Annotated in this window: 19 protein-coding genes and 1 pseudogene; 14 read left to right on the top strand and 6 right to left on the bottom strand. The window is 67.3% G+C overall.

Annotation, left to right across the window (positions count from 1 at the left end; all coding sequences use genetic code 11):
* Positions 1-40: 40 nt before the first annotated feature.
* The gene (locus G510_RS0106825) at positions 41-2,734 is read right to left on the bottom strand and encodes a glycoside hydrolase family 97 N-terminal domain-containing protein (protein ID WP_029153024.1); all 2,694 of its coding nucleotides are present in this window, start codon (positions 2,732-2,734) and stop codon (positions 41-43) included.
* A 127-nt stretch (positions 2,735-2,861) separates the two neighbouring features.
* On the opposite strand from G510_RS0106825, the gene G510_RS18220 reads away from it, so the two are divergent.
* The 3 genes from G510_RS18220 (at position 2,862) to G510_RS0106810 (ending at position 4,876) form a co-directional block, all read left to right on the top strand.
* On the top strand, positions 2,862-3,035 hold the full coding sequence (locus G510_RS18220; RefSeq protein ID WP_157560460.1) for a hypothetical protein: 174 nt from the start codon (positions 2,862-2,864) through the stop codon (positions 3,033-3,035).
* 94 nt (positions 3,036-3,129) lie between these two features.
* Positions 3,130-4,338, top strand: coding sequence for an ABC transporter permease (locus G510_RS17495; protein ID WP_051216536.1), 1,209 nt, complete (start codon positions 3,130-3,132; stop codon positions 4,336-4,338).
* Positions 4,339-4,414: 76 nt separating this feature from the next.
* Complete coding sequence (locus G510_RS0106810) at positions 4,415-4,876, top strand: hypothetical protein (RefSeq protein WP_029153023.1); 462 nt, start codon at positions 4,415-4,417, stop codon at positions 4,874-4,876.
* Positions 4,877-4,882: 6 nt separating this feature from the next.
* Here the strand turns inward: G510_RS0106810 and G510_RS0106805 are convergent, their stop codons facing one another.
* The gene (locus G510_RS0106805; protein WP_029153022.1) at positions 4,883-5,536 is read right to left on the bottom strand and encodes a hypothetical protein; all 654 of its coding nucleotides are present in this window, start codon (positions 5,534-5,536) and stop codon (positions 4,883-4,885) included.
* Between the two features lie 228 nt (positions 5,537-5,764).
* On the opposite strand from G510_RS0106805, the gene rpsL reads away from it, so the two are divergent.
* The 5 genes from rpsL (at position 5,765) to G510_RS17490 (ending at position 10,873) form a co-directional block, all read left to right on the top strand.
* Positions 5,765-6,133 (top strand): 30S ribosomal protein S12, encoded by a 369-nt coding sequence (gene rpsL, locus G510_RS0106800; RefSeq protein WP_029153021.1) that lies wholly within the window; start codon positions 5,765-5,767, stop codon positions 6,131-6,133.
* 5 nt (positions 6,134-6,138) lie between these two features.
* Positions 6,139-6,609 carry a 30S ribosomal protein S7 gene (gene rpsG, locus G510_RS0106795; RefSeq protein ID WP_029153020.1) on the top strand — a complete coding sequence of 157 codons (471 nt, stop codon included), beginning with the start codon at positions 6,139-6,141 and terminating at the stop codon, positions 6,607-6,609.
* 95 nt (positions 6,610-6,704) lie between these two features.
* Complete coding sequence (gene fusA, locus G510_RS0106790; protein ID WP_029153019.1) at positions 6,705-8,819, top strand: elongation factor G; 2,115 nt, start codon at positions 6,705-6,707, stop codon at positions 8,817-8,819.
* Positions 8,820-8,986: 167 nt separating this feature from the next.
* Entirely contained in the window at positions 8,987-10,180 is a 1,194-nt protein-coding gene (gene tuf, locus G510_RS0106785) for an elongation factor Tu (RefSeq protein WP_029153018.1), read from the top strand.
* 93 nt (positions 10,181-10,273) lie between these two features.
* Entirely contained in the window at positions 10,274-10,873 is a 600-nt protein-coding gene (locus tag G510_RS17490; protein WP_051216534.1) for a VanZ family protein, read from the top strand.
* Positions 10,874-10,954: 81 nt separating this feature from the next.
* Here G510_RS17490 and G510_RS15760 read toward each other — a convergent pair whose 3' ends face one another.
* Both G510_RS15760 and G510_RS15755 read right to left on the bottom strand, forming a co-directional pair.
* Entirely contained in the window at positions 10,955-12,892 is a 1,938-nt protein-coding gene (locus G510_RS15760) for a DUF4012 domain-containing protein (RefSeq protein ID WP_169562577.1), read from the bottom strand.
* A 3-nt stretch (positions 12,893-12,895) separates the two neighbouring features.
* The gene (locus G510_RS15755; RefSeq protein WP_051216530.1) at positions 12,896-14,998 is read right to left on the bottom strand and encodes a carbohydrate binding domain-containing protein; all 2,103 of its coding nucleotides are present in this window, start codon (positions 14,996-14,998) and stop codon (positions 12,896-12,898) included.
* A 127-nt stretch (positions 14,999-15,125) separates the two neighbouring features.
* Here G510_RS15755 and G510_RS0106760 point away from each other — a divergent pair, with 127 nt between their 5' ends.
* From G510_RS0106760 to G510_RS0106740, 5 genes are all read left to right on the top strand, one after another.
* Positions 15,126-16,091 carry a glycosyltransferase family 2 protein gene (locus G510_RS0106760; RefSeq protein WP_029153017.1) on the top strand — a complete coding sequence of 322 codons (966 nt, stop codon included), beginning with the start codon at positions 15,126-15,128 and terminating at the stop codon, positions 16,089-16,091.
* Positions 16,091-17,317 (top strand): polysaccharide biosynthesis protein, encoded by a 1,227-nt coding sequence (locus G510_RS18520; RefSeq protein ID WP_051216529.1) that lies wholly within the window; start codon positions 16,091-16,093, stop codon positions 17,315-17,317. The genes G510_RS0106760 and G510_RS18520 overlap by 1 nt, the downstream gene beginning before the upstream one ends.
* Positions 17,314-18,327 carry a glycosyltransferase family 2 protein gene (locus tag G510_RS18515; protein ID WP_029153016.1) on the top strand — a complete coding sequence of 338 codons (1,014 nt, stop codon included), beginning with the start codon at positions 17,314-17,316 and terminating at the stop codon, positions 18,325-18,327. The genes G510_RS18520 and G510_RS18515 overlap by 4 nt, the downstream gene beginning before the upstream one ends.
* A gap of 215 nt (positions 18,328-18,542) precedes the next feature.
* Positions 18,543-19,799: an ATP-binding protein gene (locus G510_RS0106745; RefSeq protein ID WP_029153015.1), complete on the top strand. Its 1,257-nt coding sequence runs from the start codon at positions 18,543-18,545 to the stop codon at positions 19,797-19,799.
* A 196-nt stretch (positions 19,800-19,995) separates the two neighbouring features.
* Positions 19,996-20,652, top strand: a complete 657-nt coding sequence (locus G510_RS0106740; protein ID WP_245563246.1) for a histidine phosphatase family protein — start codon at positions 19,996-19,998, stop codon at positions 20,650-20,652.
* A 131-nt stretch (positions 20,653-20,783) separates the two neighbouring features.
* Here the strand turns inward: G510_RS0106740 and G510_RS0106735 are convergent, their stop codons facing one another.
* Positions 20,784-21,818 (bottom strand): hypothetical protein, encoded by a 1,035-nt coding sequence (locus tag G510_RS0106735; protein ID WP_029153013.1) that lies wholly within the window; start codon positions 21,816-21,818, stop codon positions 20,784-20,786.
* A complete protein-coding gene (locus G510_RS0106730; RefSeq protein ID WP_029153012.1) occupies positions 21,815-23,326 on the bottom strand; it encodes an O-antigen ligase family protein in 1,512 nt (503 codons plus the stop codon). The genes G510_RS0106735 and G510_RS0106730 overlap by 4 nt, the downstream gene beginning before the upstream one ends.
* Positions 23,327-23,474: 148 nt before the next feature.
* Here G510_RS0106730 and G510_RS17845 point away from each other — a divergent pair.
* Positions 23,475-23,702 (top strand): annotated as a pseudogene (locus G510_RS17845) (ISL3 family transposase); the annotation flags it as partial.

Genomic DNA, 23,702 nt, shown 5'->3' with positions numbered 1-23,702 from the left:
GATCCGTTGCGGATCGCCCCCTTCGCCGTGGCCGCTGGTGTTACTGACGCACGGTCAACGCATCCACCATCACCGCACCGCCCTGCGAGACCGCGGTGATCGTGTTCGCCCCCTCGGCGAGGTCCAGGAAGACCGTCTGTGTGCCGATGGTGCCTCCGGTGGACGGCAGAGGAACAGTGACACGTTCGGCGTCGACGAGCATCTCGACCTCGGTGGCGTTCTCGGCGGAGTAACGCACCTGCACCGTGGTCGATCCGGCGCGTGTCGCTTCGACGCCCGTGAACGAGAGCCGAGACCGTCCGTCCGACATGCTCACTTGCGATCCCGTACAGCCTTCGACCTCGCATGGGGTTATGCGCGTGTTGCCGGTGCGGCGATTCTCCGGGGATTCGGCCTCGTATGTCGTCTCGACGATGACGCGGTCGATGTCGGGCACGTAGTCACCGCCGCCGAACCGGATCGAGTTCGCACCGTCCTCGAGGGCCACGGGAACCTCCACATCGCGAACGATGTCCCAGCCGCTCGGGTTATCGGCGTTGCCCCCGCCCGATCGCGGCGGGTAGACGCTCTGCTCAGGTCCGCCGTTGACGGAGATCGTGAACTCGCGCGGGTCCGCGGACAGATAACCGACGCGAAGGGTGTGCGAGCCGGTCTGCGATGCGGTGATGTTCTGGAACTCGACGGCGGCATCATGTCCGAGGTTTCCGATCTTGGCGCCGCCGGAGCAGCCGGGGCAATCGGCCAGGCTCGCGCTGCCGGTGAGTACGGCGTCCTCCGCCTCGAGCACGCGGTCGCTCGCACCGTTCATCGGGAGAGGCGTTCTGGAGATGTGCACGGCGTATCCGCCGTTCTCGCGAACAGGCATTGTGAGCACAGTCGATGCCGAGACTTCGCGAGTAGTCTCGGCGATCTGACGGTCGCTGTCATCATCAGCGAACACTGTTGCGGTGTACGTGCCTTCCTCGAGGAAATCGAGGGGCACCGTGGATGTGCGAGCGTCGCTCGAGACGGATCCGACGAACCAATCCTCCCCGGAGCGCCGAGCGAGCGTGGCGTGCGCACCGGGGTATCCCTCGACCACGTGGCTCTCGTCCCACACGGTCGGGACTGCACTGAGCAGGTGGCGCCCGATCCATGTTTCGTAGGCGGCGGCAGCGTCAGCGAAGTGCTGCATCGCGGATGCGAACACGACGCTCTGACCGATCTGATGGCCGTGCGTGGTCAGCAGCTCCTTGTTCGAGAAGATGACGGGAGTCATATCCATGCCGCCGACGGGGTTCCGCGTGAACGGGTAGGTCGCGCTGTCGGTTGCGGTCGGCGGCCGCCCGTACTTGTACTGTTCGCTGCCGAGCACCGCTTCGGACGTGATCAGGTTCGGGTACGTCCTGTTCTCTCCGGCGGGTTTCGTGCTGCCGTGGAAGTTCACGAGCACCTCCGCTTCCAGCCCGGCTTTCGAGATGCGGTCGTACAGCGCGATCGTCTCCAGCCGATCGGACTGCATGAAGTCGATCTTCACCCCCGCGACTCCGCGGTCTGCGATCCCACGCATGACGTCATCGACCTGTGCTTGCGAGTAGTAAGTGCCGTTGTCATTCTGGAAGTCGCCCTTGTTCATCCAGATGAAGATTCCCATGTCGCGATCGCGCGCATAGTCGGCCAGGTACTCGACGGATCCATCCGTGTCGTCGTAACAGCAGTCGACCGTCACATATTGCATGCCGAGCCGTTCTGCTTCGTCGAGGTACTCGACCTGCGACTGCTGCATGTCGTCGCCCTCCGACTCCTTCTCCTCGTTCGACCACCATGACCAGAGGGCTTTGCCGGGGCGGATCCAGTCGGTGTTCAGGTCCGCGGCGGGAGCCGGGGCGAGATCCGTGAACAGGCTGGTGTTCGCGATGTCGTCCAACGAGCCGACCGCGATTGCGCGCCATGGCGTCCGGAAATCGTTATCAGCGGGGACCTCGGTCGCGGCGACCGACGTATTGAAGACATCCTCGTCCGGTCCCGGCAGCGCGGTTGTCAGGGTTCGGTCGCCGTTTCCGCGTGCATCCAAGCGAACGGCAGGATAGGTCGGGTCGACAGCGACGGCCGACTCGGAGATCAGCGCCCACGTTGACTCGTCGGCGAGGCCCGCAAGCGTCGGCATGGCGAAGTGGCGTTCTCCCATCTCGTCCGCGCGAACTCGGGGATAGGAGTCTTCGTAGTCGCGTGCCTCCCGATAGTCGCTCGCCCAGACATTCGTGCCGTCCGGGAGCGCGAATTCGGTGTCCTCTCCGGTGATCGTCGTTGCGCCGACGCCCGAGACCTCGTAGCGGAAAGCAACGCCGTCGTCGTGTGCTTGCAGGACGACGTCGAGCTGCGCGCCATCGCGCTCGTAGGTCAGGGTCAGCTCATTTGCCGACGACGAGACGGCCCCGTTGAACTCTTCGACGAGGGTGTATTCCTGGTCGACACGATCGCGCGATTCTGTGATGAACGTCAGACCTGTCGACAGATCGACCGCCGCGGTCTCCAGCCCCATTGCTGAATCCTCGATGACCATTGCGCCGTCTCGTTCGACGGTGTAGCTCACCGACCCGCCGGGTCCGTCGGTGATGAGAATCGACGTGCTGCCGTCCGGAGAGTCCACGCGATGCTCGACATCCTCCGCGGCAGCGGATCCGCTCGAAAGCGTTCCCGTCGCTAGGGCCGCAGCCGTGAGCGTGACCAGTGTGATGCGTTTGCTTGTCACCATGCTGACTCCTTACGTCGCCGCACGGTGCGACGACGCGGCAATCTTGACAGCATTAAGTAACATCGTCAAGAAAGTATTTGCGCATGGCGAACAACGTCGTGACGAGTGCGCGCCTTATCCTGGCGGCATGGCGATCGGAGGACGCAGCAGGATCGCGACCGCGATCGGCACGGTGATCGTGCTCGCCGTCATCGCGCTGCTGGTGTGGGCGGCGCTGCCGTTCTTCCCGGCGGTGGGCGATTGGCTGGACGGGATCTTCTTCGGATTCTTCGACTGGCTGCGCTCCGGCTCCGCTGAATAGGCGCCGTGCCACGCGCGTGGCGCACGTGCGTGACATGCATCCCGCGTTAGTCTGCCGCGGGAGGGGAGATCCCCCGCCGTGAGGAGCGCCCGCGATGAGCGACGAACTGGGTTCGAAGAAGGACACGAACGACACAGTCGGCGAGCACGTCGACGACGCCGAGCAGGCCGCTTCTGCGGACCTCTCGACGGCTGACGAGACCCGTGCAGCGGACTCGCCGGCCTACGACGAAGGATCCGTCGACGCTGAGACTTCTCAGCCAGCGGAAGAGATCACCCGCAGCGGCGCCGCGCCCGACACGACCGAGTTCCGCGCTGCCGGTTCCGAGCCGGATGTCATCGCGCCCGAGAGCGCTGCGACCGATGACACCCCGGCGTTCCGCGCCGCGGCCGTCGAGCACGAAGAGGCGGCTGTCGAGCCCGATGCGGCCGCTTCGGGCGCGGAGGCTCCCGAGTCCCGCGGCACCGCCACGCCGGATGAGCCGACCGAGGAGCCCGACTACGAGGCCCTCGCCGCCGAGCTCGACCGCCTCGAGGCCGACACGGCCTCCGCCGCTCCCGTCGCCCCCGGCGCGCGCGAGCCGGAACCGGCCGACAAGGCGGCGGATCCGTGGTTCGAGCCCGCCAAGACCGAGACGTTCACGGCGTCCGAGCCCGCACGCGCCGAGCCGGCCGTGGTCGAGGAACCGCGCGAGGCGCCGAACGCGCACGCCGCGGCGGCGCCCGGCCCGATCTTCGTGCAGGCTCCTGAGCCGCCCCGTGCCCGCGGCAACCGCGGCGCGGCCGGCCTGATCGGCCTGCTCGCGGCGGTCGTGTTCGGCGTGCTGTACGCCGCGGTCGCGTACCTCTGGCAGATCTTCGTCGCGGCCGTGCCGGCGATGGGCACCGAGGCGGTGCTGGATCCGCTGGCGTTCGCGACCGACGTGCTGCTGCAGCCGTCGTTCTGGGTCACGGTCGTGGCGTTCTGGCTGTCGTTCTGGCTGCTCGGCGTGTTCGTGAACCGCGCCCGCTGGTGGTCGTGGGTGGTGCTCGGCCTGATCGTCGCGCTGCTGACCTACGTCGGCCACATCCTCGGGGCGTTCCTCGCAGCGCCCTTCTGGAACATCACCGCGAGCGAGGGCGCCGACCTGCTGCTCAACGTCGTGTTCACGCCGATGGCGCTCGCGGCGATCATCATCGCCCGCGAGGTGACGATCTGGTTCGGTGCCTGGGTGTCGCGCCGCGGCGCCCGCGTCACGGTGCAGAACCAGGTCGAGCGCGACGAGTACGAGCGGCTGATGTCCGAGGGCCCCAAGGCCCCGTAACCTGCCCCCTCGATACGACGAATGCCCGCTGGAGAGATCCGGCGGGCATTCGTCGATTCCGGGGGAGGATAGGGGCATGGCCTCCTCCGCTCAGGTTCCGACTCCGGCGCTCGTGTCGTTCGCGAGCGTCGCCTATCTCGCGCTCGTCGTGGCCGGGCTCGGGTTCGGCAGCCTCATCATCGACGATGACGTGATCACGACGACGGGCGTGAGCCTCATCGCCGCATATGTCGCGGCGGGCATATCGATCCTTGCGTTCGCCGGCTTCCTGGTCGGCCCGGCGCGGCGCGAGCGCCCGAGCTACTGGTTCGCCGGATCCACGGCGATCGGCACGGCCGCGATCCACGCGCTCACGCTGGGGCTCGCGGCGCTGTTCTCGACGGGGAACCTGGGGATCGTCGGGGGCGTGCTCAGCGAGATCCTCACCGGGTGGGTGTCGCCGATGATCCTCGTCGCGGCGCTCATCTCGTCCTGGGCCGCGCTCGCGGTGCGCCGCACGGCGGCGGGCCGCCCCCGCTGGCCGTGGGAGGACGAGTGACGGGTGTCAGGATCCGAGGTCGCGGGGGTCGAACGGGGCATCGAGCGATGTGGTCAGCTCGCGCAGCATCTGATCGATCTGCGGATCGACGAACGTGGTGATTGCCGTGCGGATCCGCACGCGGTGGTCGCTCAGCAGTCGGCAGATCTCGCGGCCCGCCTCGTTCGCGAACTCGTCCGCCAGTGCGACCTCGCGGCGCAGCGCGACTTTCGCCTCGTCGGTGAGGGGCGGCAGGGGAGGCGTTTCGGCCGCGGCCTGCTCCTCGAAGCCGGAGATCGTGAACAGGAACGGCGCGCCGGGCTCGGGCTCGGGATCGAGCGGCAGCCCATCGAACTCGGGCCCCAGGTGCTCGCGCGGCCGGTAGCTGCGCGCCCGGTTGCGCGCGGCCTGCTGATCGAGCTCGGCCTGCAGCATCGGCAGGTTGTTCGACGTGTACTCGGCGACCAGCTGGTCGACGATCGCCTTGATGCGCGTCGACAGCCCGTGCTGCACCCCGTGCGGCGTGTCGTCGGCGAGTCCCGCGGCGGTCAGCACGGGGGATCCGAAGCAGCGCGGGCACGGTGACCGCCGCCCGCGGTGCGTCGCCGGCTCCCATCGCGGCAGCCAGCGGAGCCAGGCGTCGACCGCCTGCGCGACGCGTGTGCTGAGAGACCGCTCCATACACTCAGAGTAGTGATCCATCAGCGTTTGCGGCGCGCGTGTCGCAAGCGTATGATGGATCAGTCTGCGTGTGTGCCCTCGGCATGCGCGCGAATGGGTCAAGACCTGCGAACAGGTTCACCCCCACGGCATATCCGTCACCAACATCCTGACATTCGTTCGGATGGGCGGATCCACGTGAAAAATCACGACTTGCTGTCACCGTGCAGCAATGAAACTAGGAGAGACGTGCCAACTATTCAGCAGTTGGTTCGCAAGGGCCGCCAGTCGAAGAAGAAGTCTTCGAACTCGCCGGCACTGAAGGCGAACCCGCAGCAGGCCGGTGTCTGCACCCGCGTGTACACCACCACGCCCAAGAAGCCGAACTCGGCGATGCGCAAGGTCGCTCGTGTGAAGCTCCGCAACGGCAACGAGGTCACGGCCTACATCCCCGGTGAGGGCCACAACCTCCAGGAGCACTCGCTGGTGCTCGTCCGCGGCGGTCGTGTGAAGGACCTCCCGGGTGTGCGTTACCGCATCGTCCGCGGCGCCCTCGACACGCAGGCCGTCAAGAACCGCAAGCAGGCGCGCAGCGTCTACGGCGCGAAGAAGGGTTGAGTTAGATGCCTCGTAAGGGTCCCGCCCCCAAGCGTCCCGTCGTCAACGACCCGGTATACGGCGCTCCGATCGTCACGCAGCTCGTGAACAAGATTCTTGTTCACGGCAAGAAGGCGCTCGCAGAGAACATCGTGTACGGCGCCCTCTCGGGTGTCGACGCGAAGACCGACGGCGACGCCGTGGCCACGCTGAAGAAGGCGCTCGACAACGTGCGCCCGACGCTCGAGGTCCGCAGCCGCCGCGTCGGTGGCTCGACGTACCAGGTGCCGGTCGAGGTCAAGCCTCACCGCGCCAACACGCTCGCCCTTCGCTGGCTCGTGAGCTACGCCAAGGGTCGCCGCGAGAAGACGATGACCGAGCGTCTCATGAACGAGATCCTCGACGCGTCGAACGGTCTGGGCGCCGCTGTGAAGCGTCGCGAGGACACGCACAAGATGGCCGAGTCGAACCGGGCCTTCGCGCACTACCGCTGGTAAGTCACAGCGCCTTACGTCGGCCCCGGATCGCTCGTCCGGGCGCATCTGGGGCCGACGTTCCCGTTTCATCCCTTTTCTCACGTAAGGAACCCGAAGTGGCACAAGACGTGCTCACCGACCTCAAGAAGGTCCGCAACATCGGCATCATGGCCCACATTGATGCCGGTAAGACCACGACGACCGAGCGCATCCTGTTCTACACGGGCGTCAACCACAAGATCGGCGAAACGCACGACGGTGGCGCGACGACGGACTGGATGGAGCAGGAGCAGGAGCGTGGCATCACGATCACCTCCGCTGCCGTGACCAGTTTCTGGGGCGGCACCCAGGTCAACATCATCGACACCCCCGGCCACGTCGACTTCACGGTCGAGGTCGAGCGCTCGCTTCGCGTGCTCGACGGCGCGGTCGCCGTCTTCGACGGCAAGGAGGGCGTCGAGCCCCAGTCGGAGACCGTCTGGCGCCAGGCCGACAAGTACAACGTTCCGCGGATCTGCTTCGTCAACAAGATGGACAAGCTGGGCGCCGACTTCTACTACACGGTCGACACGATCATCAACCGCCTCAAGGCGAAGCCGATCGTCATGCAGCTTCCGATCGGTTCGGAGCACGAGTTCGTCGGCGTCGTCGACCTCATCACCATGAAGTCGCAGGTCTGGCCCGGCGACTCCAAGGGTGACGTCACGATGGGCGCGACCTACGAGACCGGCGAGATCCCCGCCGACCTTCAGGAGAAGGCCGAGGAGTACCGCGAGAAGCTCGTCGAGGCGGCCGCTGAGGCCGACGACGCACTGCTCGAGAAGTACTTCGCGGGCGAGGCGCTGACCAACGACGAGATCAAGTCCGGCATCCGCAAGCTCACGGTCAACGGCGACGCCTTCCCCGTGTTCTGCGGTTCGGCGTTCAAGAACCGCGGTGTGCAGCCGATGCTCGACGCGGTCGTGGACTACCTCCCGTCGCCGCTCGACGTGCCCGCCATCGAGGCGCACGACCCGAAGGACGAGTCGATCGTCATCGAGCGTCACGCCGACGCCGAGGAGCCCTTCACGGCCCTCGCGTTCAAGGTCGTCACGCACCCGTTCTTCGGTCGCCTGACCTACATCCGCGTGTACTCGGGTCACCTCGACTCGGGCTCGCAGATCGTCAACTCGACCAAGGGCAAGAAGGAGCGCATCGGGAAGATCTTCCAGATGCACGCCAACAAGGAGCAGCCGGTCGACTCGGTCACCGCTGGCCACATCTACGCGGTCATCGGCCTCAAGGACACCACGACGGGCGACACGCTGTCCGACCCGGGCAAGCAGGTCGTTCTCGAGTCGATGACGTTCCCCGAGCCTGTCATCGAGGTTGCGATCGAGCCGAAGACGAAGGCCGACCAGGAGAAGCTGGGTCTCGCGATCCAGAAGCTCGCTGAGGAGGACCCGACCTTCCGCGTCGAGAACAACGCCGAGACCGGTCAGACGATCGTCAAGGGCATGGGCGAGCTCCACCTCGACATCCTCGTCGACCGCATGAAGCGCGAGTTCAAGGTTGAGGCGAACGTCGGCAAGCCGCAGGTCGCCTACCGCGAGACGATCCGTCGCGCGGTCGAGCGCCACGACTTCACCCACAAGAAGCAGACGGGTGGATCGGGTCAGTTCGCGAAGATCCAGTTCAAGCTCGAGCCGCTCGAGGTCGAGGGCGACAAGATCTACGAGTTCGTCAACGCCGTCACCGGTGGTCGCATCCCGCGCGAGTACATCCCGTCGGTCGACGCCGGTTTCCAGGACGCGATGAACGTCGGCGTGCTCGCCGGCTACCCGATGGTGGGCGTGAAGGCGACCCTCACAGACGGTGCCTCGCACGACGTCGACTCCTCGGAGATGGCGTTCAAGATCGCCGGTTCGATGGGCTTCAAGGAGGCCATCCAGAAGGCGGGCCCCGTGCTGCTCGAGCCGCTCATGAGCGTCGAGGTGCGTACGCCCGAGGAGTACATGGGCGACGTCATCGGCGACCTGAACTCGCGTCGTGGCCAGGTGCAGTCGATGGAGGATGCTCAGGGCGTCAAGGTCGTCCAGGCTCTCGTGCCGCTGTCGAGCATGTTCGGTTACATCGGTGACCTGCGGTCGAAGACCTCGGGACGCGCCGTGTACTCGATGACGTTCAACAGCTACGCTGAGGTGCCCAAGGCGGTCGCTGACGAGATCATCCAGAAGGGCAAGGGCGAGTAACACTCGCCAGCCCCGATGGCTCTCGGATGGGGTCGGTGAGACTCCGGCCCCATCCACCACGTACAACTTCACACAGACTTGTCTCTATTAGACTGAAACAAACCCCGGAGTGAACCGGTCGCAATCCAGCGCCCGTATCCCTCCACGAACGTCCTGAGGAGGACCCAGTGGCTAAGGCCAAGTTCGAGCGCAACAAGCCGCACGTCAACATCGGTACCATCGGTCACGTTGACCACGGTAAGACGACCCTGACCGCCGCCATCTCCAAGGTGCTCGCGGAAAAGTACCCGTCTGACGTGAACGTCATGCGCGACTTCAACACGATCGACTCGGCTCCGGAGGAGCGCGATCGCGGTATCACGATCAACGTGTCGCACGTCGAGTACGAGACGCCCAAGCGTCACTACGCTCACGTCGACGCCCCTGGTCACGCTGACTACGTCAAGAACATGATCACCGGTGCCGCCCAGATGGACGGCGCGATCCTCGTGGTCGCCGCGACCGACGGTCCCATGGCGCAGACGCGCGAGCACGTGCTGCTCGCCAAGCAGGTCGGCGTGCCGTACCTGCTCGTCGCGCTCAACAAGTGCGACATGGTCGACGACGAGGAGATCCTGGAGCTCGTCGAGCTCGAGGTTCGCGAGCTGCTGTCGTCGCAGGGCTTCGACGGTGACAACGCTCCCGTCGTGCAGGTGTCCGGCTACCAGGCGCTCCAGGGCGACGAGAAGTGGACGCAGCGCATCGTCGAGCTCATGGAGGCCGTCGACGAGTCGATCCCGGAGCCCGTCCGCGACCGCGACAAGCCCTTCCTGATGCCCGTTGAGGACGTCTTCACGATCACCGGTCGTGGCACGGTCGTTACGGGTCGCGCCGAGCGCGGCACCCTCGCGATCAACTCCGAGGTCGAGATCGTCGGCATCCGCGACACCCAGAAGACCACGGTCACGGGTATCGAGATGTTCCACAAGCAGCTCGACGAGGCATGGGCCGGCGAGAACTGTGGCCTCCTGCTTCGCGGTCTGAAGCGTGAGGACGTCGAGCGCGGCCAGGTCGTCGTGAAGCCGGGTTCGGTTACGCCGCACACCAACTTCGAGGGCACCGCCTACATCCTCTCGAAGGACGAGGGTGGCCGTCACAACCCGTTCTACACGAACTACCGCCCGCAGTTCTACTTCCGTACCACGGACGTGACCGGCGTCATCTCGCTGCCCGAGGGCACCGAGATGGTCATGCCCGGTGACACCACGGACATGACGGTGGAGCTCATCCAGCCCATCGCCATGGAAGACGGACTCGGCTTCGCGATCCGTGAGGGTGGCCGCACGGTCGGCGCCGGCACGGTGACCAAGGTCATCAAGTAAGACCTTCGGTCTCGCTGAACAAGCGGGGTGGATCCTTCGGGAACCACCCCGCTTTTTCGTCCCCTCACAGGCGCATGCGACTACCCTCGCCATATGACGTACGCCGACGATCGCAAGCCAGCCCGCAGCCGCCTGCGCGTGGGCCTCGCCACCGTGCTGTTCATCATCTACCTCGCGTTCGTGATGTGGGTGACGCTTTCGCCGACGCTCGATGGGATCGGCGTCAACTCGATCGCGGAGCGCGTGCTCAACGGGCTGCACCGCATCGGTGTGCCCGACAGTTTCGGATACATGGAGCTCGAGTTCGTCGCCAACATCGGCATGTTCATCCCGCTCGGGTTCCTGCTGGGGCTCGCGCTGCCGGGGTGGGGATGGTGGCTCGCGCTGCTGATCCTGCCCGCTTACTCAGGCCTGATCGAGTGGACGCAGGGCGAGTTCCTCGGCGACCGCGTGAGCGACATCCGCGACGTCGTGTCGAACTCGATCGGCGCCTGGATCGGAACGATCATCGCCGCGTTCATCCGCGCGATGGTGCACGCGCGCGACCGCCGCGTGCTCGCGCGGGCGCGCTGGGACGATGAGCACCGCGGATCCCGTGCCCGGCGACGCGACCCCGACCCTACGGCCGTGATCGACAACTACAGCGCGCAGAACGGCACTCCCACGGCCCCCACCCGCACTTTCCCGTACTGAGCCCCCTGAACCTGCCGCCGACTGCTCTGAAACCGGCCGGCGGTTGGAACCTCTTGGGGAAGGTCGAGGGGGCCCGGCGACCTACTCGCCGCAGGCGGCGACGGTGCCCGTTGTCGCGTTGACCATCGGGGTCGACCAGAGCGCGGCCGGGCCGAAATCGCCGTCTCCCGAGAACGTCGCGTTGACGGTCGCGAGCTCGGTTGGCGCGAGGTATGTCCAGACAAACGCCACGGGGCGACCGAGGTCGTCGATATCCTGACTCTTGATCTCGACCTCGCGGCCCTCCACTGTGACCTCATCGAGTGTTGTGCCGGGAGGACCATAGACGTACACGGCTGTGCGGAACCGCGACGATCCCCACCCAGGGGTGCCGCTCTTGACGTAGTCGGGCAGCGCATCCGCGACGCCCTGGTCGATGTCGAGGTGCAACGTCGTCGCGACGTCGAATGAGGTGCTGCCGTCGGTGCACGTCTGCGTCACGTCGATGTTCGAGCGCATGTAGTAGTCGATCTTCGACGCCGACTCGTCGCGGAAGTACACGCCGACCGTGCTCGTCTCTTCGTTGTCGGTCGGCAGGATGCCCGAGACGCGCTCGTCGGCGATGAAGTCCTGCGTCTCATCGTCGAAGCTGTGGAACAGGATCGACCCCTGGTCAATGCCGCGGCCTAGCGAGGAGACCATGCCCATCATGTTGAAGTCGGCCGTCGCGATCTTGTCGAAGACCTGCGCCGCGACGCCGGCGAAGAACGCATCGACGAGTTCGGGCGCTTCGTAGGAGTTCCATCGCGCGTATACTTCGCTCAGCAGGAGCTGCACGGCGTTATCGCTCGTCAGAGTGTCGACGGTTCCATCGGGAGATGTGATGGTGATGGGCCCGGTTGCGTCGAGAATGTAACTGAGTGCAATCGGGTCCAAGGCCACGACGCCGTCGATCTGCTGGTCGCCGATGTCGCGGTTCCAGAACGCCTTGTTGAGCGACGCCATCGTCGGGAAATCCGGCCGGCTGGGCGTCGTGTTGACGTGGTCGACGAGGAAGCTCGAGTAGAGGTCGAGCGCGCTCTGCGGCACCTCGACGTCGACGGGGCCGCCTTCCTCGTTGAACTCCCCGGATCCGGCCTGCGCCGTGATCTCGAGGTTGCCGTTGTCGACGTGCACGAGGGTCTGCGACGCGGCGGAGCCGGCGAGGCCGACCGACTCGGCGTTGTTCATGAACACGAGCAGGTAGTTCTTCTCGCCCTCGGCGCCGAGCAGGCCCGGCGCGACGCCGATCGCGGGAGCTGCCGACTGCATGATGCCGTTGACCAGGTCGACGCCGGAGCGCACAGGGCCGATGAGCGAGCCCGACTGCGCAACACCATCGAGGCCCTCCGCGAGCTTCTCGACGCGCGGCTGCGCATCTTCGAGCACGGGCAGGATCTTCTGCAGAACGGATTCATCTCCGCCGCTGTCCATCGCATCGAATGCGGGCACCGCGAGGTCGTTGACGGCGACGTCGAGCGATTCGGACGCGAGGCGTACGCCCTTGAGGTTCGCGCCCGCCCACGGGATGATCTCGGCGACGCGCCACACAGGATCCCACCGGACGCTCGCTGCGGATCCGGCGTAGTCGCCGAGCACGGGCATCGCTCCGCGAAGACTGTCGGGCTCTTCCTGCACGTGGGTGACGATGCGCTGGGCGGCCTCGAGGTCGCCCTTGACCATCAGTGCGCGGATGCCGAGCCACAGACCGCACAGCACGAGCACAATGATCGCGATGACGATCGTGCGCTTGGTGTGCCGCTTGGTCCAGCGCTTCTTCGGCTGATCTCCATCCGAACCGCTGCCGCTGTGCGACGCCGGCGGACCCTGCGGGGGCACGGCCGGCCCGGAAGCCTGCGCCGGAACGCCCATCGCGGGCGTGGGGGCGTCGTCGGCGATGGGCAGCGCCGTGGTCGGCGCGTCATCCTGGCCGTCGCCTGACGAGCGCAGCTCTCGGATCTGCTTGCGCGTGAGGCCCGCCGTGGGATCGTTTTCGTTCATCACTTACTTTTCCTCGATGAAGACGGGGGATGCGCCCACCGCGACCTCGACCTTTCCGTCCTTGGGCTCGACGGTCATCGTCGGACCCCACATGCTGGTCACGACCACGGGGCCGGAGGCCTCGATGCTCGCCGTGCGGTCTCCGTCGTACGACCACGCGGCGGTGACCGCGTCGTTACCTTCGCCGAAGACCGAGGTCTGCACGCCGTCGCCGGCGTCGGCGTGGCCTGTTGCCTCGCGTCCGCCGATCTCGTTGATCAGCAGCGCCTGCGCGAACGCGGCGGGGCGCGGCGGCTGAGCGGCCACGCCGTCGCGGCGCTGCTCGAACATGCCGAAGTTGCCCTCGTGGTTGTTCGGATCGGTGCTGTCGTTGATGAGGTCGTACCAGAAGTACTTCTCGGCGCCCGAGGCGAACGCGGTCAGCTCGGCGCGCGCCAGGCGCTCGCCCTGCACCGTGAGCGAGACCTGCTGGCCGAGCTCGGCGCCCGTCGTCCATCCGAACTCGGTGATCCAGATCGGCAGCTTCGAGCCGGCGATCGACTGCATGTCGTCGTTCGACTCGCTGATGACGCCCGCGAGGCTCTCGGGAGTGTCGTAGATCCACTTGTTGTACGGGTGGAAGCTCATGGCGTCGGCGTTCTCGATGACGCCCGTGGCCCAGAGGCCGCGGAACCAGTCGCCGTCGTAGTTCGCCGTGGATCCGGCGACGATCGGGATCTCGGGGTCGACCTCGGCGACGTACTTCTCGGTCGCCTTCACCAGCGGCGGGTAGCACTCGGGGGCGGAACCGCAGGATCCGGTCTGGAACCGGTCGTGGTTGAACTCGTTGAACACCTCGAGGCCCGCGACGTCGAAGTTCTTCGCGATCTCGGCGGCGTAGCGGCCGAACGCGTCGACGGCCTCGGGGGAGGCGGGGGTGTTTCCGCCGTCGTACAGCGGGTTGCCGTAGTTCACGATGCCGAGCAGGTCGATGCCGTGCGAGGAGAACTTGCCGAACTCTTCAGTGTAGTGCGACGAGAACGAGTACTGACCGGGGGAGGTCTCGTTCTGATCCCACAGCACGTCGTTGCGGGCGAGGCCGATGCCGGTCGCGCGGATCGCATCAGCGGCATCGGTGTACCAGCTCTGGTCGGCGTGCGTGGCGACGCCGAACCGCTGGTCGGCCGTGATGTTCGTGCCGTCGTAGTCGACGACACCGAACGGTGTGGTCACCTGGCGGCCACCGGCATCGGTGACCGAGAACGTGTAGAAGCCCTGCGTAACGTCGTCGAGTGAGATACGGGCGAAGCCGCTCTCGACGGCCTCGGTGCCGCTCGCGACCTCGTCGCCCGAGGGCGAGGTGACCGACCACGACGCGTCGCCGTCGTCGAGCGAGACGGCCATGGCCGCGCCCGTCTCGCGCAGGAGGAGGTCGCTGTTGAGGATGCCCCAATCGCCCGAGATGTCTTCGAACGAGGAGTTCGGCACGATGTTGTCGCCGCCTGACGCGGGACGGATCTCGAGGTCGTCGATGCCGAGCGCCGTCACCTTGTCGGACAGGCGCACGGCGAGCGTCGCCGTCTCGGATCCCTCGGGCGCCGTGAATTCGCCCTCGACCTCGGTCCACGCCGCATTGACCTCACCGAGCGGGATCTCGGTGTCGCCGACCGTGATCGACGCCGCGACCTCGTGCGGGCTGTGCGTGCCCTGGCGCACGTGTGCCGTGACGACATACTCTTCGCCGGCGGTGACCGGCACGTCGGCGCTCAGCGCCGCGACCGGCTCCTTGATGCGCGGCGCGTCGATGTACGCCGAGGTGCGACCCGTCACGGCCTCGCCGATCTGGGGCGAGACATCGGCGACCGTCTGCGTGCCGGCGCCGGTCCAGCCGTTGAGCACGGCCTGCATCACGGTCGAGTTCGGCATCTCCGCGGGCTCGGGCGTCGGCGTCGGTGTGGGGGTCGGCGTCGGAGTCGGCGTGGGGGTGGGCGTCGGCGTCTGCGTCTGCGCGACCGGCTCGGGCTCATTGCCGCCCGACACGACGGCGTAGGCGATCACACCGGCGGACAGCACGACGACGAGCACACCGGCGATGGTCAGGGTCACATTGCGGGTACGTCGGGCCATGGCCATATTGAAGAATCCTCCCGTGGCGAACGAGGTTCATCCTCCCACGAACCCCCGACATTCCGCCGAACGCGCGCGGGTGCGCGAGACACCAGCGGCAGATGACGCGGCGAATAGGATGGGTCCCATGCCCGACACCGACACCGACCAGGTCACGATCGACGCCGTCGTGCCGGTCTACGGCGGGTGGCAGCACGTCGAGCCGTGCCTGAAGGCGCTCGCCTCGCAGACCTACCCTGTGAATGTCATCGTCATCGACGACTGCGGCCCCGATGACACCGCGGATCGTGTGGCCGCGGCCTTCCCCGAGCTCACCCTGCTGCGAAACGAGACCAACCGCGGGTTCGCGGCGACGTGCAATCGCGGCATTCGCGAGGGATCCGCCGACGTCGTCGTGCTCGTCAACAGCGACGTCATCGCCGAGGCGACCCTCATGGCCGATATCGCGGCCGCGTTCGAGGCCGCGCCCGCGGACGTGGCGAGCGTCTGCCCGCTGCTCACGACGCCCGCCGGGCTGGTCGATTCGCAGGGGATCACCGCGGATCCCACCTGCGCGGGCTTCGTGCGCTTCCACGGCGCACCGCTTTCGCGGCAGAACCCCGCGGATCCGATCGTCCTCGGCCCGTACGGCGCCGTCGCCGCGTATCGTCGGCGCGCGCTCGACGAGGTCGGCCTGCTCGACGAGGGCATCTTCATGTACGGCGAGGAGCTCGATCTCGCGCTGCGCTTGCGCGCGGGCGGTTACGGCACGCTCGCGCTCGATCAGCCGGGCGGCGTGCACATCGGCGGCGCGTCGGCGGGCGAGGGCACGCCCCGGCAGATCCGGCTTGCGGGCTTCGGCCGCGGCTACCTGCTGCGCGCGTGGGGCGTTCTCGGCACGCGGCACGGCGCGATGGCGCTGGCGATCGAGGCGATCGTGGTGCTGCGGCGGCTGATCCTGAAGCGCGACGCGTCGGCGCTCGTGGGGCGCATCCAGGGGTGGCGCGCGGCGAAGGGCGTCGAGCGTCCGCAGATCCCTGCCGAAGGCATCGACCGGTCGATCGGGTTCCGCCAGTCGATCGGCATGCGCTCGGCCGGTTACTGGTCGAGCTGATGTCGCTCACCCGTCGCCTGCTCAGCTTCTCGACGATTCCGGCGTTCTCGGCGCTGATCCCGTTTCTCGTGCTGCCGGTGCTGGCGCGGGCCGCGGGCGTCGACGCCTGGGTGGCGATCGCGGTCGGGCAGTCAGTCGGCGGATTCCTTGCGCTCGCCGTTGCCCTCGGTCTGAACGTGCAGGGGCCGACTCTGGTCGCGCTCGCACCGGCCGAGAAGCGCGCGGAGCTGTTCGCCCGAGGCACCCGTGCGCGGATCCTGATCCTGCTGCCGGCGCTCGTGATCGGCGCGGTGGCGGCGTGGCTGCTCGCGCCGGACGGATCCGAGATCGACGCGGCGCTCATGGCGGTCGCGATCACGCTCGGCGGGCTGACGTCGAGTTGGTACCTGATCGGGCTCGGCACGCCGCTGCCGCTGATCGGGTTCGAGCTGCTGCCGCGCGCGGTCGCGACGGGCCTCGGCGGCATCGCGGTGGTGCTGGGCGGATCCGCGCTCGTCTGGACGTATCCCGTGCTGCTGATCGTTGCGATCCTCGGGGGCGTTGTCGGATACGCCCGCCGCGTCGTGCCGCTGGGGGCTCTGCTCACCGGATGGCGGGACGCGATGCGCTTCGGCCGGCGGCAGCTGTCTGCGGCGGGCACCGAGGTCGTGAGCGGTGCCTACACTGCGCTCGCGGTGTCGATCGTGACGCTCGGCGCGTCGACGGCGCAGGCGGGCGTGTATGTGTCGGGCGACAAGCTGTGGCGCATGGGGCAGACCGTTGTCGGGGCGCAGGGCAACGCGCTGCAGGGGTGGGTGGTCGAGGACGACCGGGCCCATTTCGGGGCCAGGGTGCGCCGGGCGCTCGTGCTGCACGCGGGGCTCGGGATCCTCGGATTCGCCGGGTTCGCGCTGCTCGGGCCGTGGCTGACGACGGCGCTGTTCGGGGTCGGCATCGATCGCATGACGGCGCTGCTGTTCGGAGTCGCGACGTTCTGCCTATCGATGTCGACGGCGACGGGCCGCCACGTGCTGATCGCGTGGGGGCTGCCGCGGCGGGTGTTCGCGAGCGTCGTGGTGGGGGCCGTGGTGGGCGTGCCGACGTCGCTGCTGCTCGCGGGCCAGCTCGGTGCCGTCGGCGGCGCGGCGGGGCTGGCAGCGGCCGAGGGGTCGGTGCTGGTGGTGCAGGCCGTGATGATCCTGCTCTCACGCGGCACACGGATGAATCGTCAGGAGGCGCAGACATGAATCGCACGCTCGTGGTGGTGCTCAACTGGAACGGGATCGACGACACGCTCGAGTGCCTCGACGCCCTCGAGGCGCAGACGCACGACGCGTTCGACGTGCTCGTGATCGACAACGGATCCGCCGGTGACGACGTCGCCCGCCTCCGTGCGCGGGGCGGATCCTTCGTCCTGCACACCGAGCCGACGAACCTCGGGTTCGCCGGCGGAGTGAACGTGGGGATCCGCCGCGCGCTCGCCGAGGGATACGAGGCGATCGCGCTGCTCAACAACGACGCGACCCCGGATCCGACCTGGCTCGAATCCCTCGACGCCGCCCTCGAGCGCACGGGCGCGTCGATCGCGACGGGGCTGATGGTGCGGCGCAGCGAGGATCCGGACCTCGACGGCACCATCGACACCGCCGGCGACGCGGTCTCGACCTGGGGCATGCCGTTCCCGCGCTTCCGCGGGCTCGCCGCCCACGACGCCCCCGAGCAGGGCCCGGTGTTCTCGGCCTCGGGCGGGGCATCGCTGTTCCGCGCTGATCTCTTCCGCGACATCGGCCTGTTCGACGAGAGGTTCTTCGCCTACTTCGAAGACATCGACATCGGATTCCGCGCGCGGCTGCGCGGCCACGCGATCGTCTACGACCCCGCGGCCGTCGCGCACCACAGGATCGGGGCGACGAGCGGGCGGATCCCCGGATTCACCGTGCGGCAGAACTTCCAGAACCTGCCGATCCTCGTGACGAAGAACGTCCCGAAGGGCCTGCGCAGAATGATCGTGCCGAGGTTCATCCTGCTGTACGGCGCGATGCTGGCGAAGGCGACGCTCACCGGATCTGCGAGGCCCGCCTGGTCAGGTCTGCGCCGCGGCGTGCGCCTCGCGGCCACGCACGGGCGCGAAGAGCGTCGGCGCATCCAGGGATCCCGCACCGCGCACGCCCGCGACATCGACGCGATGCTGACGCACGACCTCCCGCCCGAGCAGCGCGGTATGCGCAAGCTGCGACGCGTGATCCGAAAGCACTGACCCGGATCTTCGGAGATGGGCCACACCTTCGGACCAGCTCACCGATCCGCCCCGCGTATCTGACTCATCTCCGTAGTTGTGGCTCGTCGCCGAGCGCCGAGCTACCGAACTACCCGGCGAAACGGCGAGCAGATGGTGGTGAAACGGCGAATGACGGGTGGTGAAACGGCGAGATTTGTGTGGTGAAACGGCGAAGACGGCGATAGGGTGGCCTGATGAATGCGTCATCCCTTGTCGAGCGGCTCGTGTTCCCACGACTTATCGAGGCTCTCGCCGATACGCGGATCGTCGTGCTCCAAGGGGCGCGACAAGTCGGCAAATCCACGCTTTCGCGTCAGGCGCTCATCGATCGACCGGGGTTGTCGGTGACATTGGACGATCCCCCGTCGCTGGACTTCGCACGTGCGGATCCGACCGGATTCGTCGAACAGGCGCCCGATAGGCTGCTCATCATCGACGAGTTGCAGAGGGCGCCCGAACTCGTGATCGCGCTCAAAGCCGCAGTCGATCGGGATCACCGGCCCGGCCGCTTCCTCGTCACGGGGTCGGCGAACCTCCTCGAGCTCTCCTCGACACATGAGTCGCTGGCTGGGCGCGCTCAGCACATCAGCCTGCATCCCTTCAGCCAGCGAGAAATCGAGTCGGTTCCCGAGTCGTTCGTCGACCTCGCGTTCTCTGAAGGTGCGTTGTCGACTCACCACAGCGCGTTGACTCGTGAAGACTACGTCGAGCGGGCATGCGCGGGCGGCTATCCGGAGGCGTTGGGACGACAATCTGCTCAGCGTCGACAAGACTGGTACGAGGCGTACGTGTCGCAGATCGTGCGGCGTGATGCTGTTGACATCTCGGGTCTGCAGCGTATGTCAGACCTGCCGCGTTTACTTCGCCTTATCGCCGCCCGGATGGGAAGCACGATGGTCTGGTCTGCGCTGGCGACCGATGCCGGCATGCCCCGACGAACGCTTGACCCGTACGCGGCCCTTCTGGAGACGCTCTTTCTGACTCACACGTTGCCGGCTTGGGCGGTGAACCTGACGTCTCGTGAAGTGAAGCAGCCGAAAATCTTCCCGGTTGACTCAGGGCTCGCCGCCGCTCTGCTCGGGGCTGTACCCGAAGGGTTGGGGCCGACCACACCTCTGACAGGCGCTCTGCTCGAGTGCTTCGTCGTCGGGGAATTGCGACGGCAGCAGACGTGGGCGTCGACGCGCACCACGCTGCATCATTACCGTGACAGTCGAGGCGTCGAAGTGGACGCGATCCTGGAGACGCCGGATGGTCGCGTCGTCGGCATCGAGGTGAAGTCGGCGGCTACGGTGCGATCAAAGGACGCTGCTGGCCTCGGCATGCTGCGGGACCAGTTGGGTGATCGGTTCATCGCCGGATACGTCCTACACACCGGATCCGAGACGCGAGCGGTCGGAGAGCGGATCTCCGCGGTGCCGATGGATGCCCTTTGGGCCGCTCATACGTGAGGAATGGCGCCACCGAAGTTCGAACAAACCAAAGCTGATGCTTCAGAAGGAGACTTCGCCGTGAAGATCCGGATCCGCGATGCGCGCGGCATCTGGCGCGAGTCTCCTTCGGAAGCGCTCGCGTTCACCCTAAGACGATGTTCATTAAGGATGAACGTCACTCAAGAGTGAACACTCCAGTCGATACTGTGTCTCTGTGAGCCCAACCGACCCTCTGCCCGACCAGCCCGCCCCGGACAACCCGCAGGGCAAGCTCGTGCTGTTGCGGCATGGCGAGACCGAGTGGTCGAGGACGGGAAGGCACACCGGGCTCACGGACATCCCGCTGACCGCGCACGGCGAGGATCTGGCGCGAGCCGCGGGCGAACTGGTGCGCGACTACGACTTCCGGCTCGTGCTCAGCTCTCCGCTCGAACGCGCCCGCCGCACGGCCGAGCTCGCGGGGCTGCAGGCCGACGTCGATCCGCTGCTGATCGAGTGGGACTACGGCGGGTACGAGGGCCGCACCACGAAGGACATCCGGGCCGAGCTCGGCTATAACTGGTCGGCCTTCCGGCACGGCGTCATCCGCGGCGAGACTCCCGGCGAGACGGTCGAAGAGGTCGCCGCCCGCGCGTCGCGCGTGCTCACGCGGGTGCTGCCGGCGATGGTGCACGGCGATGTCGCCCTCGTCGCGCACGGCCACTACCTGCGGATCCTGGCCGCCGTGTTCCTCCGGCAGGCCCCGCGGTTCGGTGCGTCGATCACCTTCGGCGCCGGATCCGTCTCCGTGCTCGGATACGACCGCGAGCAGCCTGCGATCCTGGCCTGGAATCACGGCCCCCAGCTTCCGATGGAGCCGCCGAAGTCGTGACGCTTCGGGAGGAAAAAGCCCCTTCGGGCGGACGAGAATCCGGATCTGATCCGTGGTTAGGGCTCATCTCCGTCCGGAGGGATCGCCGGCCTCCTCGAAGTCGCTATCGCGAAACTCCTCCCGAACGACACCTACGCCGCCGGCACAGCCCCGTCGTCTCCTTCGAGCCCCTCCACGAACACGCGCCGCACCTCAGCGTCGAAGACGTCGCGCTCGCGGGGAATGCGGGCGCGGTAGTCGGCCTGGGCCGCAAGTGCGGCGGTGGGATCCGCGAACACCTGATCGAGCGCGCGCTTCGCGTTCTGCACGATGTCGGGGCCGACATCGATTTTGTGGGCGGGCGGGATCGGCACGTCGACGCCGTTCGCCGCGGCGCCGCGGTTCGCGACGAGCACGACGGAGCCCATGGCCGCAGCCTCGCGCGGCATGCGGTCTTTGCCCGGGTGCGCTCCGAGATCGAGGTAGACGAGCGAGGTCGCGAGGGCCGAAGCGACCTCCTCGCCCGTCATGTTCTCGAGCGGCAGCAGCTCGATGCCGGGCCAGCGCCGAGCGAACTCGGCCATGATGGGCCGAGACTTCGCCGGGTTGTACGCGACGCGAGGGATGCGCCCCGCGATCGTCACGGCATCGAGCGGGGCGACCGGTGTGTAGTCGCTCAGGATCGACCCGACCCGACCGATGTGCGCGAACACGTGGTTCCACGCGTAGTGCGACTGAGCCAGGTGCCCGGATCCGCGCAGCACGCGATCCTCGCCCGTCACGAGCCCGCGCAGCGCGCGCTTGGCGGCCCGCACCTGCAGCAGCGGGAACCGCGTGTTGCGAGTGCGCTCGATGGGCAGCAGGGAGGTGCGATCGCGCTCGATCACGAAACGGGGGGCATAGTCGATCGACAGCCACCACACGTATCCGCGGGCTTTGCGCAATGGCTTCAGCAGCAGCGCCTGCGTCTCGGGCACGACGACGATATCGCCGGGCGTATCGCCCGCGGCCGAGGCCTCCGGGGCATCGTATTGGTCGTAACGCTCGGCGCGAGGTGCCGACTCGGTGCCCGGAATCGGCACGAGGAACGCCGGCTGATTCTGGCGCCTCAGCGAATCGACGAGCTGGTGCAGGGCCTCGGGGCCACCCGTCGCGAGGCCGCGCGGATAGTAGACATAGACCGTCATGACTTGAGCTTAGAAGACGGGGTCAGCGCGACCGCCGACAGCAGCGCCACGAAAGGCAGCGTGTGGTTGTCGCCCGCGAAGAACGTCGTGTCGGCCATGCCGTGCAGCAGCACCCACGCGAGCGCGACGAACACGATGCCGGTGCCGATCGAACGCCCGCCGAAGAGCGGATCCCGGCGCGCCTCGCCGATGCGGCGCACGGATCCGATGAGCGGCAGTGCGACGATCGCCAGCGTCAGGATCAGCGCGACGATGCCCGCATCGACCCACGCCTGCAGCACGAGGTTGTGCGGCGGCCAGATCTGGGTGGCGACGCCGGGGAAGTAGGAGGTCCACTCGTCGACGATGTGGTCGCGCCAGTTTCCGAATCCGAAGCCGAGCAGCCAGTGCTCCGGGAACGAATCGGACACGATGCGCCACAGCGTGAACCGGTCGCTCAGGGTGCCGGAACTGACGAGGCTCGGCTTGATCGTGAGCACGGCGATGACGCCGGCGACGCCCGCGGCGATGATCGCGGATCCGGTGATCGCCCCCGCGCGCGGGCGGCGCACCGCGAACGCGATCAGCAGCGCGAGCAGCGGCAGGCCGACGAGCAGCAGCAGTGCGGTCTTCGAGCCGGTGGCGACGATCGCCGCGATCGCCGAGACGGCGGTGATCGCGTGCAGCACGCGCAGACGTCCGTGCACCATGGCCCACGCCGACACGCATGCGACGACTGCGAAGAACAGAGACGCCGTATTGCCGTTGAGGAATACACCGCCGGCCTTCGTCGGGTCGAGCACGTTCTGGAAGTTCGTCAGGGTCGTCGAATCGAACAGGCCCGCGAGCAGGCCCCCCGCTGCGCCCGGCGGGCGCGCGACATCGGAGAAGACGCCGAGGGATCCGAGCGGATCCAGCGCGATATCGATCTCGCTGCGCGTCACGAGCGCGACGTCGGGCTCGGAGAACAGTCGGGCGACGGGGGAGAGCAGGTACGACGCCTCGAGCGTGGGCGAGATGCGGAAGACGATGACGAGAAGTGCCGACACGATCACGAAGGGCGAGGCCGCGGCGATCGCGGCGGGGATCCCCTGGGCGTCGCGTTCGACAACGTCTCGCGCGAGCAGGTAGGCCGTCAGCAGCGCGACGCTGAAGATCACGCCGTAGCCCGCCGCGCCGACCTTGGCCGACCACAGCACCGAGACGACCTGCCACGCCGCGAGAGCCGCGAGCAGTAACGCCCAGATCGTCGCGGGGGATCGCAGGTTGCGCAGATCCTCGCGCCGTCGCCAGAACGCGACCGGCAGCAGCGTGCAGGTGACCAGCAGTGCTGCCGACGTGAAGCCGAACGGGCCGAACAGTTGCACGACGCCGAGAACGAGAGTCGCGGCGAGCAGCCAGCGTGAGCGGATCCGGAAAGCGACCGCCGCGACCACCAGCGCGCCGATGGCGACGCCGCCGAGGATCAGCGCGATTTCGAGGGTCGTATGGGAGTCGAGGAACGACGGGTCGGATTCCAGCTTCAGCACACATCTCCCCAGGGTTGCTGACTGCGAAGACTCAATCAGGCTCTTCTCGAACGAGGGTGTAGTCCGTTGAGCGCGTCGCTGTCCGTGTAGGAGTCGAGGTCTCCCTGAAGATGGAAGTTCCTACACTGCCCACCCGGAAGACCTCGACATGTCCCACCCTACTTTTGATGCGCCCTGCCTGACCACGTTCTGCCGCCTCGACGAGCTCGGTCTCCAAGCCGTCGGACAACACCTGGAACCCGACCGAGCGATGCTCCAATGCCGAGTCGTTGAACCAGACCAGTGGTGCCAGCACTGCGGATGTGAGGGGACGCCACGGGACACGGTGGTGCGCAGGCTCGCGCACGAACCCTTCGGACACCGACCCACGACGCTG

Origin of the sequence: Microbacterium gubbeenense DSM 15944 (assembly GCF_000422745.1) — a bacterium.
GTDB classification, from domain to species: domain Bacteria; phylum Actinomycetota; class Actinomycetes; order Actinomycetales; family Microbacteriaceae; genus Microbacterium; species Microbacterium gubbeenense.
The sequence above is the reverse complement of the archived record's forward strand: the minus strand, read 5'-3'. Positions and strand labels throughout refer to the sequence as shown.

What these genes read in the sequence shown, in the direction of transcription:
- G510_RS0106745 (WP_029153015.1), top strand. Translation starts at nt 18,543, where the DNA reads ATGAATGCGTCATCCCTTGTCGAGCGGCTCGTGTTCCCACGACTTATC.
- G510_RS17495 (WP_051216536.1), top strand. Translation starts at nt 3,130, where the DNA reads ATGAGCGACGAACTGGGTTCGAAGAAGGACACGAACGACACAGTCGGC.
- G510_RS0106735 (WP_029153013.1), bottom strand. Translation starts at nt 21,818, where the DNA reads ATGACGGTCTATGTCTACTATCCGCGCGGCCTCGCGACGGGTGGCCCC.
- G510_RS18220 (WP_157560460.1), top strand. Translation starts at nt 2,862, where the DNA reads ATGGCGATCGGAGGACGCAGCAGGATCGCGACCGCGATCGGCACGGTG.
- G510_RS0106810 (WP_029153023.1), top strand. Translation starts at nt 4,415, where the DNA reads ATGGCCTCCTCCGCTCAGGTTCCGACTCCGGCGCTCGTGTCGTTCGCG.
- G510_RS18520 (WP_051216529.1), top strand. Translation starts at nt 16,091, where the DNA reads ATGTCGCTCACCCGTCGCCTGCTCAGCTTCTCGACGATTCCGGCGTTC.
- G510_RS15755 (WP_051216530.1), bottom strand. Translation starts at nt 14,998, where the DNA reads ATGGCCCGACGTACCCGCAATGTGACCCTGACCATCGCCGGTGTGCTC.
- G510_RS17490 (WP_051216534.1), top strand. Translation starts at nt 10,274, where the DNA reads ATGACGTACGCCGACGATCGCAAGCCAGCCCGCAGCCGCCTGCGCGTG.
- G510_RS0106805 (WP_029153022.1), bottom strand. Translation starts at nt 5,536, where the DNA reads ATGGAGCGGTCTCTCAGCACACGCGTCGCGCAGGCGGTCGACGCCTGG.
- G510_RS0106760 (WP_029153017.1), top strand. Translation starts at nt 15,126, where the DNA reads ATGCCCGACACCGACACCGACCAGGTCACGATCGACGCCGTCGTGCCG.
- rpsG (WP_029153020.1), top strand. Translation starts at nt 6,139, where the DNA reads ATGCCTCGTAAGGGTCCCGCCCCCAAGCGTCCCGTCGTCAACGACCCG.
- G510_RS15760 (WP_169562577.1), bottom strand. Translation starts at nt 12,892, where the DNA reads ATGAACGAAAACGATCCCACGGCGGGCCTCACGCGCAAGCAGATCCGA.
- G510_RS18515 (WP_029153016.1), top strand. Translation starts at nt 17,314, where the DNA reads ATGAATCGCACGCTCGTGGTGGTGCTCAACTGGAACGGGATCGACGAC.
- G510_RS0106825 (WP_029153024.1), bottom strand. Translation starts at nt 2,734, where the DNA reads ATGGTGACAAGCAAACGCATCACACTGGTCACGCTCACGGCTGCGGCC.